Below are 15,581 nucleotides of genomic sequence, written 5' to 3'. Positions count from 1 at the left end.
CACTACAGGTCTTAAACGTAACTGTGATTGTTACACTCAAAACTTTTGCATAACAAACATCTGATAGCCAAACTCCCCGAGGTGCTGTTCGTAAAGCTCGACTTCCGTAATGATGTCTTTTATCGCCTGAGATTGGGGTTTTTCTTGTAGAAGTTCCAGTGCTCTCACTTTGAGTGGTTGGTAATAGTTCTTCCAGGCTTCTGTTGTGAGAGTGAAGTCTGCAATCAACTGGTATTTGGCTTGTCCAATCTGTTCCCGGCGAGTGTTGACCGTTTGCATATCTGGGTACTCACTGGCGAAGAAAACCTTCACCTTGTCTGATGGTTTATCGGTGAGCCAAACCAAATCACTCAGCATCAAGTACCCGTCTGTTGAGATCACCTGGCGCCACTCTTTTAGCGCGTTGGTGACGCCCATGATGTAAGCTGAGCCTTCTGCCCACGCAAGATCAAACTTCTCATCCGTAAAAGGCAACTCGGTCATGCTTGCCGCGACAGACGTTAAGCGGTCTGCTAACTCGAGTTCTCCGAAGCGCTGTTCGAGTCGGTCTAGCGCACTTTGTTCATTATCCACCACAGTAATGTGAGCATCTGTGTTGCTTGCGAGCACAGTCGTTGCTAAGCCTTTTCCGCAGCCAATCTCAAGGATTTGATGAGGGTGAGAGGGTACTGCTTTTAAGGCATTGAGCGTTTCTTCTGAACTACCCGGTCCCCAACGGTCGAGCGTTTCAAATACCTGCATAAAGTCGGACATATAAGCGTCGTGTTGATTCATATCTTTTGATAACCATTTCAGTCTTAATGCTTCTTTTTCTTCGAAGCCTTGTTTAACGAGCCACTCGATATGGGCATCGGGAGCGACTTGACTTGCACTTTCGTGCCAAGCCTTGCTATCGCCTTCACCTAGCATTGCGGCGAGCAAATTTCTCGCTCGTTGCTTCTGTTCAATCTCTTCATCTAATGACTTAAGGCGCTGGCTAAGCAGTTCCCGGTCGATCTCAGCTTCTAGGCAGGCTTTACACTCTTTAAGTGTGAGTCCCGCTGATTGCAGTTGTTGTAAAAGTCGCACGCGCTGAACATCTTTATCACTGTAGGTTCGATAGCCGTTGGCGAATCGAGTTCCGGTAATGAGGTTCAGTTTCTCGTAATAAAGTAGAGCTGTACGAGATAAACCGACTTGCTCGGCAAGTTCAGAGATCTTATAGGTAGCCGCCATAGTGATGCCTTATCAAATTAGATACCGACAATAAACTGTAAAGTAATAGACAGGTCAATAAGTAAATTATTGCTCTCGTCCTACTTTAATAAAGTTTCATTCTATATTTTTGTTTTTAAAGGGTAAAAATTGGATTTATGAAACCTAATTTCAAATCCCTATTAATTCTGTGCCAACCTGCTAACTATTAAAAACTGCTAATCTTATTCAAAAAAGCGCGTGGTAGTATCGCCTTATAATGAGAGCGATAGACTCTAAACCCATAAAAACAATAGCGTGATAAAAGGTGCACACCGAATGACTAAGCAATTTGAAACACCCTATTTTGCAGATTGGCCAAAGATTGATTCAGCGATTAAAAAAGATGAAAAAATAGAAGCTGAGGTTCAATCCATCCTTAACCAAATGACTCTGGAAGAGAAAATCGGCCAGATGATTCAACCAAACCTGCGTGATGTGACACCAGAAGAGGTCACGAAATACAAACTCGGTTCGATTCTTAATGGTGGTGGAGCGTGGCCCAATGAAGATAAACATGCATCGGCACAAGATTGGGCAGATAAAGCGGATGAGTTTTGGTTAGCAACCGAGGCGGTGTTTGCTGACCGTCCATTCCGTATCCCTTTCATGTGGGCGACAGATGCCGTGCACGGTCACAACAATGTGTTTGGTGCAACCGTCTTCCCACACAATATTGGCCTTGGCTGTGCTCGCGACCCTGAACTTATTCACCGTATCGGTCAGGTTACCGCGCGCGAAATCGTCGCGACCGGTCTAGATTGGACGTTTGCACCAACCGTAGCGACACCTCGTGACTTGCGTTGGGGTCGTGTCTACGAAGGCTATTCAGAAGATCCAGAAATCACCTTTGCTTATGCAGCGCAAATGGTGGATGGACTGCAAGGTAGTGCAGAACAACTTAAAGGCGATGAGCACGTTATTTCGAATGTAAAACACTGGGTAGGTGATGGTGGTACTCGCACCGGTATCGACCGTGGTGTGAATGGTTACAGTGAAGAGCTCATGCGTAACATTCACGCAATGGGTTACTTCAGTGGCCTACAGGCGGGGGCTCAGGTGGTCATGTCATCTTTCAATAGCTGGGAAAACGAAGCGAACTATGACTTTGATAAGAAAAGCGGTCAGATACTAGCTGAGGGCGAAGAATACAACTTTAAGATCCATGGTAGTAAATACCTGCTTACCGACGTACTGAAAGGCAAGATGGGCTTTGATGGCCTGATTGTTACTGATTGGCATGGTCATTCAGAAGTGAACAAATGTACCGACTACAATGCCAACTACTCAATTAATGCGGGTAATGACGTACTCATGGTTCCTGTTCGTGAGCACTGGGTAGAGGTTTACCATAATGCCCTTGAAGGTGTGAAGAGTGGTGAAATTGAGATGTCGCGTATCGATGATGCAGTGACTCGTATCCTTCGCGTGAAGATGCGTGCTGGCCTATGGAACAAACCACAGCCAACCAAGCGCCGTTTTGCTGGTCAGCAAGATGAGCTGGGAGCAGCTTCGCACCGAGAATTGGCGAGAGAAGCGGTTCGTAAATCTTTGGTTCTATTGAAAAACAAAGATGAAACTCTGCCTCTAAGCCGAAACCAAAAAGTGATTCTAACCGGTAGCGCTGCCGATGACCTCCAAAAGCAGTCGGGAGGCTGGAACCTAACATGGCAAGGGGATGAAAATACCCTTGATGATTTCCCGGGTGCAACAACCGTTCGCATGGCGCTAACCGAAGAGCTTGGATCTGAAAACGTTCAGTATGACCCGAATCTAGAGGGCGAGCTAAATGCGGGTGATGTAGCTGTTGTGGTGTTTGGTGAAGACCCTTATGCGGAGATGATGGGTGACATCAAAGCGTGGCAATCTCTGGAGTTTGGTTCACTAAAACGCAGTTACCGTGCTGATGTGAATCGCATCAAGACCCTGCATGAGAAAGGTGTGAAGGTGATCAGCATCTTCTTTAGCGGCCGACCTCTGTACGTTAATGAAGAAGTCGCTAAGTCAGATGCGTTTATTGCCGCATTCCTACCAGGAAGTGAAGGCAAAGGCATTACAGATGTGCTATTGCAAAATGCAGATGGTGAGGTCAATTATGACTTCCAGGGCACGCTTTCATACAGCTGGCCGAATAAGAAACGCAGTGCGACAGTCAGCCGTATTCCAGCACATATTCCAAATTACCAGTTTGCCGATAACGAGCAAGATCCTAATGGCGAGCATGCACCGTTGTTTGACTATGGCTATGGCCTCAATTACAGCGATAACAAACAGAGCGCAGATTTAGATAACATTGAGCTTGATTCAGATGGAGTCAGTGAGTCTGGAAGTGCAACGGAAGCCACTCATATTTATGGTGTACGCTCTACGATTGGCGACTACCAGCTGAAAGTGGCGGATCGAATCCATTGGATTGGATCAGATGTGTCGCGTAACAACCCGATGTCATTAGCGGGTGTAGATACCAAGCCATACAACTATCAGCAGCAACAAGATGCGGTCGAAGGTTTCTTCAAAGGAGACTTTGGGGCGCTGTATATCCAAACCGGTGACGGCAGTGTAGAAGACCTATCGGCTTATCAAACGGGTGTGCTGAGCTTTGAGGTGAAAGTAGTGGAAGCACCAACTAAGCCTGTGCTGGTTGCATTGCAGAAATGGACCAAGAACGAAGTGCCTGAAGACGTTGCCTTCATCGATGTGACGGAGCAGTTTAAAGTGTCGGATGAGTTCACCAAGATAACGATTTCATTTAGCCAGTTCACTGAACAGGGCGTTGATTTACGTTATCTAGATACGCCGTTCATGCTACTCACTGAGGGTGAGGCTAGGTTTGTGCTAGCCAATATTTGTTGGGATGTTAAAGCGGACTAATATACAACGATAGTGAAATGAAAAGAGCAGGTAGCGACAGGACCTGCTCTTTGTTTTTTGTGGATTCTTTTTAGACTATTGATTTACACGATGAAGTGTTCGAGCAGCTCTTGCTGTCTTTTCACTTGTTTCACCTGCTCACTCACACCTAAGCTTGTATTGTTAGCGATATCGGCAACCTGCTTACTTAAATCATTGATCTGCAGAGTATTGGTATTGATCTCTTTGGTTACCGAACTTTGCTCTTCCGCCGCCGCCGCGATTTGTGCACTCAGCTCTGATAGCTGAGCAATCTTCTCTTGAGTTTTTAAGATTGACTGGTTCGCTTCTACTGAGCTTTGAACTGCCGTATCCACGTTATGTTTACTCTGTGACATTGAGTTTGCCAACGAGTTGGCGCTTAGCTTCAAACGCTCAATCATGGTGTGGATCTCTGTGGTTGCTGATTGCGTGCGTTTAGCAAGCGTTCGCACCTCATCAGCAACGACAGCAAAGCCTTTGCCAGCACTGCCTGCTCGCGCCGCTTCAATCGCGGCATTGAGAGCAAGTAGGTTAGTTTGGTCAGCGATACTGTTGATCACCTCAACAATATGGCCGATGTTATCGGTGGCCGTTTTCAGCTCCTCAACCTCAGAAACTGTCGTTTTAATATTGTTTGATACTCGAGCAATATGCTGATTGGTGCTCAAAACAACGGTTGAGCTCGTTTCGCTGATCTCATTAGCTGTCTGTGTCAAACTGGCGGCGTTTTCTGCATTGCTCGCAACCTCTTGCGAAGCACTATCCATTTGGCTCATTGCCGCTACAACCAGCTCAACCTGCTCCATTTGTTTGAGTGCTGCCGAGTTTGATTCTTTCGCTTCAATAGCGGTTTTATGTACTTGCTCGCTGACCTGCTCGGTAATCTGTTTAGATTGGCTGATCTGGGATTGAAGATTAGAAACAAATTGATTGAAGCCGCGTGCTAATACAGCAAACTCCTCATCACTGTCAGTGCTCAAGCGTTGAGTTAGGTCACCATTGCCGTTGACGATATCAAACAGAGTTTTTTCCATCTCAACCACTGGCTTGAACAGGTGGCGGATGATCAATAAGAAACACCCCATACCGACGATTAGACCAATTAAGCTTAACCAGATTAGCTGTGCCTTGGCTTTATCTGCTGCGGCATAGGCCAATGTAGTGTCTACCACCGTTCCTACAAACCAGTCACGTCCAGGGACGGGTGCTAAATCGATTATGTATGTATGTTCACCAAAAAATATTTCTTGTCGCCCTTCAATGACTTTTGCATTGGGAATATGGTCGGTAACTGTGGTGCCATTTAACTCTTCTTTTGGGTGCGCAATGATGGTGCCATCGTTAGTCACAACGAAAAGATAGCCTGCTTCGAAGATAGTCACCTTGTTGACGAAGTCACTTAACGGCTGCAATGAAATATCGAATACGGCACTGCCAATAAAGTCCCTTGATGCACTGTGTAGTGGGGATGAGATAGAGATGATCACTGCACCCGTTGAGGAGTCAACATACGGCTTAGTGATGACGGTCTGATTCTCTTTTTTAGATTTGGTATACCAAGGGCGCAGTCTGGCATCGTAGCTTGAATCGGGTACCCAACCATTGTTTGTTAGTAAAGTACCATCGCGCTCATAACCTACCCCAATGGCTTGGAAACCCTCTTTTAACGTAGGGGAGGCGATGACTTCATTAACAAAATCTTGCTGCTCAGCATTGATGTTGATCGAGTCGGAAACGGATTCAACAAGGGCAAGTTTGGCATTAAACTCAGACGCGATAGTGGTGGTTACCGACTTTAATAGCTCATGTATGCTGGAGTTTACTTGATGAGTAATACTGTCGTGAATGGTCGATTGTTGTAGGGCGCCGACACTGGTTACTGTGACAAAAAATAACAGGCTTGATGTAGCCAGGATTTTGGTACTGAATTTCATGAAGTAGGAGTCAGGAACTAGAGATTCAGGTAATGCTAGAGATATGGCCATTTACCGTCATCTTATAAAACATATAATGAGTGCTTATGTTATTCCTAGCTATTTGTTAATTCGGAAGTTTGGCTGTTTTCGTTAAGTCCGAATAAAAATGCCGACGAACTTTCATTCGCCGGCATATACAACATTCTTGATTAAAGCAGTCTAAACAGAGTTACAGATCATGCTCGGTACGTGCAATGATGTCGTCCTGTGCATCTGGAGATAGCGCCGTAAAGAACGCTGAGTAGCCCGCAACACGAACCACTAGGTCACGGTATTGCTCAGGATTCTCTTTTGCGGCCAGTAGCGTGTCGCGAGAGACGATGTTGTACTGTACGTGCCAACCTTTATGGTGGTTAAAGAAGGTGCGAATCAGCATAGATAGCTTAAGCATATCACCCTCAGATGCCACGGCTGCTGGGCTGAGTTTCTGGTTGAGTAGAACGCCCCCCAAGATCTTGTTCGCCTGAATCTTACCGACAGAGTTGTACACCGCTGTTGGACCAAGGCGGTCAGAGCCAGAGGATGGGCTCGCCCCTTCTGCCAGCGGTGTCGTTGCCTTACGACCGTCTGGTGTTGCCATGGTTGAGGCGCCAAATGGTACGTTTGCTGAGATAGAAGAAGTACCCGCATAGTAACCTCCACCGATTGGACCGCGGCCATGACGCGTATTCACAAAGTTATCTAGCTCTTCGATGTACACTTGGTACGCTTCTGCTAGTAGTGAATCGACAGAGTCATCATCGTTACCAAACTTAGGTGCAAAGTTTAGAATACGTTGGCGAAGCTGCTCTTGTTCTGAAGATTCAAAGTTCTCAGCCAGTGCTTTGGCCAGCTCTGGTTGAGAGATTTGAGCATCGTCGAAAACCATGTGCTTAATCGCTGCAAGGCTGTTACCCAAATTGGCAATACCCACTTGTAGGCCAGAAACCCAATCGTACTTTGCACCACCTTCTTTGACGGTTTTGCCGCGCTCAAGACAGCTGTCTACAAGTGAAGAACAGAAGATATCGTGCGCTTGTTGCTCTAGTACACTATCGACTACCGTATCGATTTCGATAGACTTACGTGTGTAGAAGCGTACTTGGTCTGCCCAAGATTCCATCACTTCATCAAAGTTGTTGAAGTTGCCTTCTGCGAGCGACTTTTCGTGTGGTAGGAATGTCTTGCCTGATGTCGCATCTTCACCTTTATTTAATGCAGCAAGCAGGATACGAGCGAAGTTGATGAAGCTCATACCAGTACAGCGGTAGCCCCATTTGCCCGGAACAGCAGTCTCGATACAACCGATGGATGCGTAGTTATACGCGTCTTCTTTTTCGACACCAAGTTTGATGAATTCAGGGATAACGATCTCATCGTTGTTAAATGCTGGCATACCGAAGCCGCATTTAATCACGTCGATACAGCCCATTAAGAACTCTTGGTTCAGACCTTCATGGTAACGCACACTCAGGTTTGGCTGAGTAGAACGTAGCTGACCACAAGATTCTAGGATCGCCCAAGATAGTGGGTTTACTGCATCTTCTGGCTCGCCATGTTCATTCAGCTTTTGACCACCAATACAGACGTTTTGGTACAGTGGAGAACCTGCCGATGCTTTAGAGTGCGCGCCAGAGCGGATCTTGTTCACCTCTAACAGTTTTAACCAGCAGCTTTGTAGTAGCTCAAGCGCAAAGCCTTTCTTTAGTTTTCCGTTCTCAATATCTGCAACGTAGTATTCGTTTAAGAACTGATCCATACGACCAAACGAAACCGAGTGACCGTTTGATTCAATTTGCAACATCAGTTGAACAAAGTAACTCAGTTGAAGCGCTTGCCAGAAGTTCTTTGGCGCATGGTAAGCCACGTGGCGACAGTTCTCAGCAATTGCTTCTAGCTCTGCTTTACGCTCTTCGCGGGTTTCCGTTAATGCCATTTCAGCTGCAAGGGTAGCGTAGCTTGCCATATGCTGTTGAATAGAAAGTAGAACGATTTCAGTCGCTTTGTAGAACTGCTCTTTCTTCAGACCTTCAAACGTTGACACATCATTGTTTACACGGAACTCACGAACTTCTTCAATCAGACCATTCATGCCAAGAGAAAGGATCTTTTCGTTATCGACGGCAAGGTGAGCATCACCCGAGGTCATGTTGCCTTCTGCTTTGATGATGGTTGTCGCTAGGATCTCCGTTTGTTCATCGGTGAATAGACCGTAGCAGCGATCTTGAACGGTTTTACCACGCCAGTATGGCGTTAGCTGGTGGATATTCTCTTTGTCTTCCGCAGTTACGCCAAAGCCAGCGCCTGGGCGGTCAGCTAGATCATCAATCTCAGCTTCGATCCAACGCACTGTGTACTCAGGAAAGATAGGCGCAGCGCGAAGTTTACTTGCCTGGTTACCTACGATTAGCTCATCGTTTTTAATCCAGATGGTACGAGTCTCAAGGTGCTCTTTTAATGCTAAAGCGCGTTGGATGATTACAGGCTTATCTTCGTTTGCTTGGTAAGCCTTGGTGTATGCCTGTGCACGCTCAGTACAGATAGGTGGAGTAATAATATTAACTAGTTCGTTTTTGTGCGCTTTAATACGCTCAGGTAGGAAATTTAAATCCATGATTAACCTCGTACAGTCACGTTGAGTTCGGTATGTTCACTTGCGTATTGTTGCGCGCGTTCGAGTAGTTCAGGCTTATTCAATGGTTTGTCTGAACATAGGTATGGCATATCAAGTAAACGATATTTGTTGATGCCTAGTGTGTGATAAGGCAGTAAGTGAAGCTCTTTGCAGCTTTCAAGTGAAGCGGCAAAGTCGATAATCTTTTGCAGTTCTTCGTCGGTGTCGTTGAAGCCTGGCACCACGGGTACGCGAATCACGATGCGTTTAGCAATAGGGGCAAGTTTGCGGAAGTTTTCTTTGATGCGTTTGAGTGAGCCTTTCGCCCAATCTAGGAACTTCTCGTCATCGGTGTGCTTTAAGTCTGTTAACCAGCAATCAATGTATGGCGCTGCTTTCTCGATATTCTTCCATGGCACATGCATACAGCTTTCAATCGCCGTTGAAACCTCGTTTTGTTGCAGCTTTTCAGCAATATCGGCAACCAGTTGCGGCTGCATTAGTGGCTCACCACCAGAGAAGGTTACGCCGCCCTGGCTCTGATCGTAGAAAGGTTTGTCTTTCATTAAGGTGTCGAACAAAGTGTCGACTTGGGCTTCTTCCCCAACCACGCTCAGTGCCTGAGTCGGGCATACATCTCGTAGTGCAATGATTTGATCTTCAGAGATGGCTTTACGGTTGACGATGATCTTATTGCTCGCAAGTTCACGCTCAATACCTTCGCAGGCATCACTACACAGCTGGCAGTCTTCAAGGCAGCTGCGCTCATCAAACAGAAGAGAATGTTTTTCACTGCGACTCTCTGGGTTCTGGCACCAAGGACACGCAAGGCTACATCCCTTAAGAAAGAGGATAGAGCGAATACCGTCGCCATCATGGGTTGAGAATCGTTGAATGTTGAAATACATATCGCTTACCTGTTCTTTTGTTAAGTAAGTGCTGTCTTAAACCAGATCTTTAAACTTTCATTTAAAAACCACACTTGCTTTCGTTAATTGAAATTATGTTGCTTTCAAATGAAATTTCAATTGATCTAAATCAAGAGGTGGGCAGGTAGTCAGATCTATAGTGAGCTCAACCTAACGTACTTCACAGAATCTAATTGAGATGTCACATCATGAGTGGTGTGGAAAGAAGAGAGAAACAAGATGATTGAACTATATCTAGACACAGCAGACGTAGCAGAGACGAAACGCTTTAACCAATGCCTTCCACTTAAAGGTGTTACGACTAACCCAAGTATTCTTGCGAAATCGAAGCAGGGTTTAAATGAAACACTTAAGGGCATGCAAGAAGCACTGGGCGGCACTCCACGTTTTCACGCTCAAGTCGTGAGTTCAACAGTAGAAGGCATGCTAGAAGAAGCGCGTCAAATCAATGAATTGCCATACGATATGGTGGTAAAAGTGCCAGCGACGGAAACCGGTCTTGCTGCCATTAAGCGAATGAAAGCGGAAGGCATTCAGGTTTTGGCTACCGCTATCTACTCTGCGCAACAAGGTTTCTTGGCTGCGTTATGTGGCGCAGACTATTTAGCACCTTACGTAAACCGCATCGATGCAATGAACGGTAACGGTGTCGAAGTAGTCGCTGATCTTCAGTTGCTATTGGATCAAAACCAACTCCCAGCAAAAATCCTTGCCGCGAGCTTTAAAAACACCCAACAAGCGATGGAAGTGATGAAGTTGGGTATTGAGGCAATCACGCTACCAACCGACGTTGCAGCAGCGATGTTTGCTCACCCAGCGGTTGCACCAGCGGTTGCTCAGTTCGATGCGGATTGGAAAGCAGCGTTTGGTGATAAGCTTTCATTTGAAAGCTAAACTAAAAGCTATTAAATTGTCTCGTCCTAAAATACGCTAACCGAGCCCTCATCGTTGTAATGAGGGCTCTTTTGTTCTTGTTTGTTAGGTTAATGTAACCAAAAAGTTTCCGTATGATGGTTTTGTTGACAGCATTCCATATAAAACTGTGTCACAATGCTTATGAAACAGGATGATGTCTTGTCACCTAGGTAGTTTTACAAGCAGGAAGCATTGGAGCAGATGGATATTTTGATTGAGCTTGAGTTAGCACTGCATAAATATGAAGTGCGACAAAACATGGAGGAAGTCGCTCGCCTCATCCACCCGAACTTTCGTGAGATTGGCGTATCGGGTAAGAGTTACGACTTTGATTCCACCATCGCAATGATGAAGGCTGAAAAGCCTTCCCCAGGTTATATCCATGCACAAGAATTTGAAGTGTTCGAGCTTCAGCCTTTAGTCTATCTTGTGCTCTACAAAACCGTTTGGGTCTCTTATTCCAAAAAAGTCAGTAATTACTCCAAGCGCTCCTCAATCTGGACGCTTACCGATGACCTCTGGCAAATGACCTACCATCAAGGTACAACGTGCCAAGAGTTCACTCTACTCAAGACGCATGTACCGGCAAGAGCTGAAGTAACAGAAGCAGTGTAATTGACCATTTTTAAATCAGTCACTTTCACTGAAAATACTTAACGAACTATTGCTTTTTTATATGTACTGGTCTTTTTTGGTGTAGATGCTAGATAATTGGTAGGTTGCGTTAACAAGCTTATAATATTTAAAAAGAAAATTGTTTCAAAATCTTGCTAATCGTAAGAGTTCTGACATATTTAAAGTATACGTCTTTTGGAAGGTATAATTAATGAACAAATATTGTTGGGCTTTAGGCTTAGGTCTGCTTTCGATGAATGCTCATGCGCATAAGTTTGAAGTGTCAGTAGAAGCATTAGAGGGGACTTATGTGGGGGAGTCCACCTACTATTACGATACACCCTATAGCGACTTACCTGGTTTCTACCACTAGGAGAACAGCCTCGAATATGGTATTCATATTAAATATATTTACGAACTAGAAGATTGGGATATTTTTGCCAAATATGGCCTTGGAACTTCAGACCTTCGTAATTCTCGAACAGGTGAAGCAGGTGTACGCTATCGTTTGAATGAAAAACATTGGTTCACTGCCAAATTTAAGGGTCAGTATGTAAAAGAAGAGTACGAAATAGATGCACGTGTAATAGACCCAGAACACCAAAATACTATTACTAACGGTGAATGGGGAGAATGGGTATTACTTCGTTATCGCTACAACATGCCAGATCTCCTTCCTTTCCCAATTTATATCGCGGCTGAAGGGGTAGTTGAAGACAATGATACAACGTTAATGGAAGACGATTTCTCCATTGCTGTTGGCTTCACTTATGACAAATATTTCGGTGAGATCAAAGCGGGTGAGGACTTAATTGGACTTTCGCTTGGTCTCAGCTTTGATATGTAACTTTTACTCGCTATAAAAGCGTTCAAACGTCAGTGTTTTCACTGACGTTTTTTATTGCAGCTAATCTTTGTTTACACGTGCTCTTGTCATAAAAGTGTGACGTTAACCCGTTCTTAACCCCGCTTAACCTATCTTACCCGCAACTTAGTTTCGACTCACAAGTTTGTGGGAGATAGCACCAATGACATTTCGATATTCACTGATCGCTTTGATGATGACTGGCCTTCTAGGTTGTACATCGATGAGCGAAACAGATTTTGCCACTCAAGCCACTAACAGCCAGACACAATCGATTGATCTCTTGATTGAAAAATATCAGCAATCAGAAGCACATGATCTTGAGGTTAGCGCGCAACAATCAAACCAAATCACCGATCTGGTTAATATTCCAGAGCTTGATCAGTACCTGAACTCAGCATTTGAAAACAGCCCGAGTCTGCAACAGAGCATTCTGGCTCTGAAAATTGCTTATGCGCAGGAAGGGATTAGCTTTGCTGACCAGCTTCCAACCGTCAATGCAGGTCTATCAGGTCAATACGCGGAAGACAGCGATGATAGCTACACCGCAGATGTGACGGTGAGTTGGGAGCTGGATTTGTGGCAGCGATTGTCAGATACCACAGCGGCCTCTCAAAAAGACGTTGCTGCAACCCAAGCGAGTCTACAAAACGCAAAAGACCTTTTAGCCGCAAACATTATGCGTGGTTGGTTGGAGATAAGTGTCAATCAACAACTGCTCGAGATTGAGCAGCGTCGCTTAGCTATTCTAGAGAACAACCAAACCTTGGTATTAGAGCGTTACCAAGTCGGCCTTGGTACGCTTGAAGAGCTAGACAACGCGAAAACAAGCACCGCTTCAACGCGAGCGACAGTGGCTCAATATCAAGAAAACCTTGAACAGAGCAAACGAACGCTGTTGTTACTGACCGGTGAATGGAGTGCAGATTCATCGAACATTTCGGTCGCTCAAAGCTTTCCACAAGTACTCAATCCATTAGATTCGATGTCGGTGCAAGACCTGTCAGGTCGCCCAGACTTACAACAAGCCTTTTATAACATCGAAGCTGAAAGTTTAAGAACCGATGCTGCTTACAAGGCGATGTTGCCATCTTTTAGTTTGTCAGCAAGCCTTCAGGACATGGCAGAAACCCCAAGTGAAGCGCTTTTTACCAATCCGCTGTGGAGTGCGTTAGGCTTAATTTCAGCGCCGCTATTTCAAGGTGGTGAGTTAAAAGCCAATGCAGAAATAGCCGAACTGACCACAGAGCAAAGCTACTGGGCATACCAAGAAACACTGCTTAATGCTGTTAACGAAGTTGAGAATGCCATTGGTCAGGAAAGCTCACTTGCAAACCAGCAGCAACATTTAAATGACTCTCTGAGCAGTGCAACCCGCAGTGTAAACAGCTACGAAGAAAAGTACCGTCAAGGCTTAGTAGATATCTTCGATTTGCTAACGGTTCAACAGCAAGCCTACGATGTTGAGGCGCAGCTTGCCAATACCACTTACCAACGACTGCTCAACCGAATTGATTTAGGCCTTGCGCTAGGTCTAGGCGTTAGTGATAACTCAACATCAGAAAACCAAGCGATTGCTCAACAGTAAAGCGAAGTCACCAATTTAGGAAATCAGAACCATGAATAAATCTCTTAAAAAGAACGCCATAACCTTCGCTATTACTGCTGCAGCAGCAGGTTCAATCTTTGCAGTTATTGCTTTTAATGGCAGCCAGATTGCGCAAGCGAATCAAGTCAAGAAAGGCGCACCAGCCGAAGCTGGCCAACAGGTAGAACAAGTACTGCCTCAGGTCGAAGTTCAAAATACTCAAGCAGGCAGCTACCAAGCTCAAGTCGTTGGTTATGGAGAAACCAAACCTCGTTTTGAGTTAGCGTATGCGGCAGAAGTGAGTGGTCGTGTGGAATGGCTATCCGATGCCTTTGAGGCGGGTAAAACTGTTAAGCAAGGCGAGCTTTTAGCAAAGCTAGATGCAACGAGTTATGAACAAGCTGTCGCTTCCGCAGCTTACGATCTTGCTACGGCAAAGCAAGAGCTTTTAGAAGAGCAGCGCCAAGGCGAACAGGCACGCTCAGAATGGCAGCGCTCTGGTTTATCCGGTGAACCAAACTCTCCGCTAGTACTCCGTGAGCCACAACTCGCTAGTGCAAAAGCTAAGCTTGAAAATGCACAAAAAGCCCTAGAAAAAGCACAAAATGATCTAGAAAAAACCGAAATTCGCGCACCCTTTGATGGTGTGGTGGTTAGTCGAGATATTCAGCCAGGTAGCTACCTAAATGCAGGTTCGAATTTGGCGACGCTTTACAGCATTGATCGCATCGAAATCGAGATCCCGCTTTCAGATTCACAATGGTCAAACCTACCAAAGCAATCCAAAAGCGTGGAATGGACAGCAACCATTACAGATAGCACTGGGGCCCACCAGTGGGATGCTGAGATTGAGCGCAGCTACCAATTTGTGGCGCAAGATACACGTCAACGCTCGATTGTATTGGTAGTGGATAACCCATTAGAACAAGCAGAGCCGCTTTTCCCGGGTACTTTTATCCAAGCAACCATCGAAGGCACAGAAGTCGACAACCTTTGGCAGCTACCATCATCGGCACTCTCTCAGCAGGGAGAAATCTGGATGGTGGATGCACAAGGTTTGCTTGCAAAAACCTCGGCAGCGAAAGTCTTTGAGCGCCAGGGTTACATCTATGTCGAGCCGACAGAAGAAGCGGGCAGCACCCAGGTAGTGATGCGTCCACTGAGCAACTTCAAAGTTGGGATGAAGGTGGATGCAAAAACATCGGAACCCTCAAAGGCTATTGCAGTAAACAGCACCAACACCCAATCTGAGGAGGGCTGATATGAGCACTCAAGATACCACTAACAACGCGAGCTACAACAAAGGCATCATCGCGTGGTTCGCACAAAACTCAGTGGCGGCGAACCTATTGATGATCGGCGTGATTTTGGTTGGCCTATTCTCAATCAACAGCCTACGCAAAGAAGCGTTTCCGAGCTTAGAACCAGATATTGTCACTGTGTCTGTTACCTACGACAGTGGTGACCCGATTCAAGCCGAAGAAGGCATTGCGATTAAAATCGAAGAGGCGTTAGAAACGGTTTCTGGAATTAAACACATCACTTCAACCTCAGACTCTACGGGCAGCCACGTTTCGATTGAGAAAGAGAGCAACTACGATCTTGATGTTCTGCTAGATGATGTGAAAACCAAAGTCGATGCGATCAACAACTGGCCTGCGGATGCAGATAATCCGGTCATCGACAAAGCTCGCATGCAAGATCACGCTCTGTGGATTCAGCTTTATGGCGATGCGGATCGTGGCACGTTGCAGGACTTAGCTGAAGATCTGAAATCGGATCTATTAAGTCAAAGCGCCATTCGCGATCTCGAAATCAAAGCTAAGATAGACCCTATGATGTCCGTCGAAGTGAATGAGTCGATGCTGCAAGCTTACGGTTTAACTCTCACGGACGTGTCGGACGCCATTAATGCTGAATCTTCAACCAGTATCTCAACCAGTCTGCGTAATGACGATAAAACGGTTTKTTTTTT

General features: G+C 45.6%; 12 protein-coding genes. 8 read left to right on the top strand and 4 right to left on the bottom strand.

Going from position 1 to position 15,581, the window contains the following annotated elements:
• Nucleotides 1-36 precede the first annotated feature (36 nt).
• Nucleotides 37-1,215 carry a MerR family transcriptional regulator gene (locus tag DPF91_RS00940; RefSeq protein ID WP_117232570.1) on the bottom strand — a complete coding sequence of 393 codons (1,179 nt, stop codon included), beginning with the start codon at nucleotides 1,213-1,215 and terminating at the stop codon, nucleotides 37-39.
• Nucleotides 1,216-1,512: 297 nt separating this feature from the next.
• Between DPF91_RS00940 and DPF91_RS00935 the strand changes: the two genes are divergently transcribed.
• Nucleotides 1,513-4,104: a glycoside hydrolase family 3 protein gene (locus DPF91_RS00935; protein WP_117232569.1), complete on the top strand. Its 2,592-nt coding sequence runs from the start codon at nucleotides 1,513-1,515 to the stop codon at nucleotides 4,102-4,104.
• A gap of 83 nt (nucleotides 4,105-4,187) precedes the next feature.
• On the opposite strand, the gene DPF91_RS00930 is transcribed toward DPF91_RS00935, so the two are convergent.
• The 3 genes from DPF91_RS00930 to DPF91_RS00920 form a co-directional block, all read right to left on the bottom strand.
• A complete protein-coding gene (locus tag DPF91_RS00930; RefSeq protein WP_117232568.1) occupies nucleotides 4,188-6,110 on the bottom strand; it encodes a methyl-accepting chemotaxis protein in 1,923 nt (640 codons plus the stop codon).
• Between the two features lie 160 nt (nucleotides 6,111-6,270).
• Complete coding sequence (locus DPF91_RS00925) at nucleotides 6,271-8,694, bottom strand: formate C-acetyltransferase/glycerol dehydratase family glycyl radical enzyme (protein WP_117232567.1); 2,424 nt, start codon at nucleotides 8,692-8,694, stop codon at nucleotides 6,271-6,273.
• Nucleotides 8,695-8,696: 2 nt separating this feature from the next.
• Nucleotides 8,697-9,602 (bottom strand): glycyl-radical enzyme activating protein, encoded by a 906-nt coding sequence (locus tag DPF91_RS00920; RefSeq protein ID WP_117232566.1) that lies wholly within the window; start codon nucleotides 9,600-9,602, stop codon nucleotides 8,697-8,699.
• A gap of 240 nt (nucleotides 9,603-9,842) precedes the next feature.
• On the opposite strand from DPF91_RS00920, the gene DPF91_RS00915 reads away from it, so the two are divergent.
• The 7 genes from DPF91_RS00915 to DPF91_RS00890 form a co-directional block, all read left to right on the top strand.
• Nucleotides 9,843-10,517 (top strand): fructose-6-phosphate aldolase, encoded by a 675-nt coding sequence (locus DPF91_RS00915; RefSeq protein ID WP_117232565.1) that lies wholly within the window; start codon nucleotides 9,843-9,845, stop codon nucleotides 10,515-10,517.
• A 222-nt stretch (nucleotides 10,518-10,739) separates the two neighbouring features.
• Nucleotides 10,740-11,153, top strand: a complete 414-nt coding sequence (locus tag DPF91_RS00910; protein WP_117232564.1) for a nuclear transport factor 2 family protein — start codon at nucleotides 10,740-10,742, stop codon at nucleotides 11,151-11,153.
• Nucleotides 11,154-11,364: 211 nt separating this feature from the next.
• Complete coding sequence (locus DPF91_RS22200; RefSeq protein WP_241033731.1) at nucleotides 11,365-11,526, top strand: hypothetical protein; 162 nt, start codon at nucleotides 11,365-11,367, stop codon at nucleotides 11,524-11,526.
• A 135-nt stretch (nucleotides 11,527-11,661) separates the two neighbouring features.
• Nucleotides 11,662-12,000, top strand: coding sequence for a hypothetical protein (locus DPF91_RS22195; RefSeq protein WP_241033730.1), 339 nt, complete (start codon nucleotides 11,662-11,664; stop codon nucleotides 11,998-12,000).
• A gap of 181 nt (nucleotides 12,001-12,181) precedes the next feature.
• Entirely contained in the window at nucleotides 12,182-13,606 is a 1,425-nt protein-coding gene (locus tag DPF91_RS00900) for a TolC family protein (protein ID WP_117232563.1), read from the top strand.
• A 31-nt stretch (nucleotides 13,607-13,637) separates the two neighbouring features.
• Nucleotides 13,638-14,867: an efflux RND transporter periplasmic adaptor subunit gene (locus DPF91_RS00895; RefSeq protein ID WP_117232562.1), complete on the top strand. Its 1,230-nt coding sequence runs from the start codon at nucleotides 13,638-13,640 to the stop codon at nucleotides 14,865-14,867.
• Between the two features lies 1 nt (nucleotide 14,868).
• On the top strand, nucleotides 14,869-15,581 hold a 713-nt coding region (locus DPF91_RS00890; RefSeq protein WP_164683976.1), incomplete at its 3' end, for an efflux RND transporter permease subunit.

Origin of the sequence: Vibrio maerlii, from assembly GCF_003415655.1 — a bacterium.
Lineage (GTDB): Bacteria > Pseudomonadota > Gammaproteobacteria > Enterobacterales > Vibrionaceae > Vibrio > Vibrio maerlii.
The sequence above is the reverse complement of the archived record's forward strand: the minus strand, read 5'-3'. Positions and strand labels throughout refer to the sequence as shown.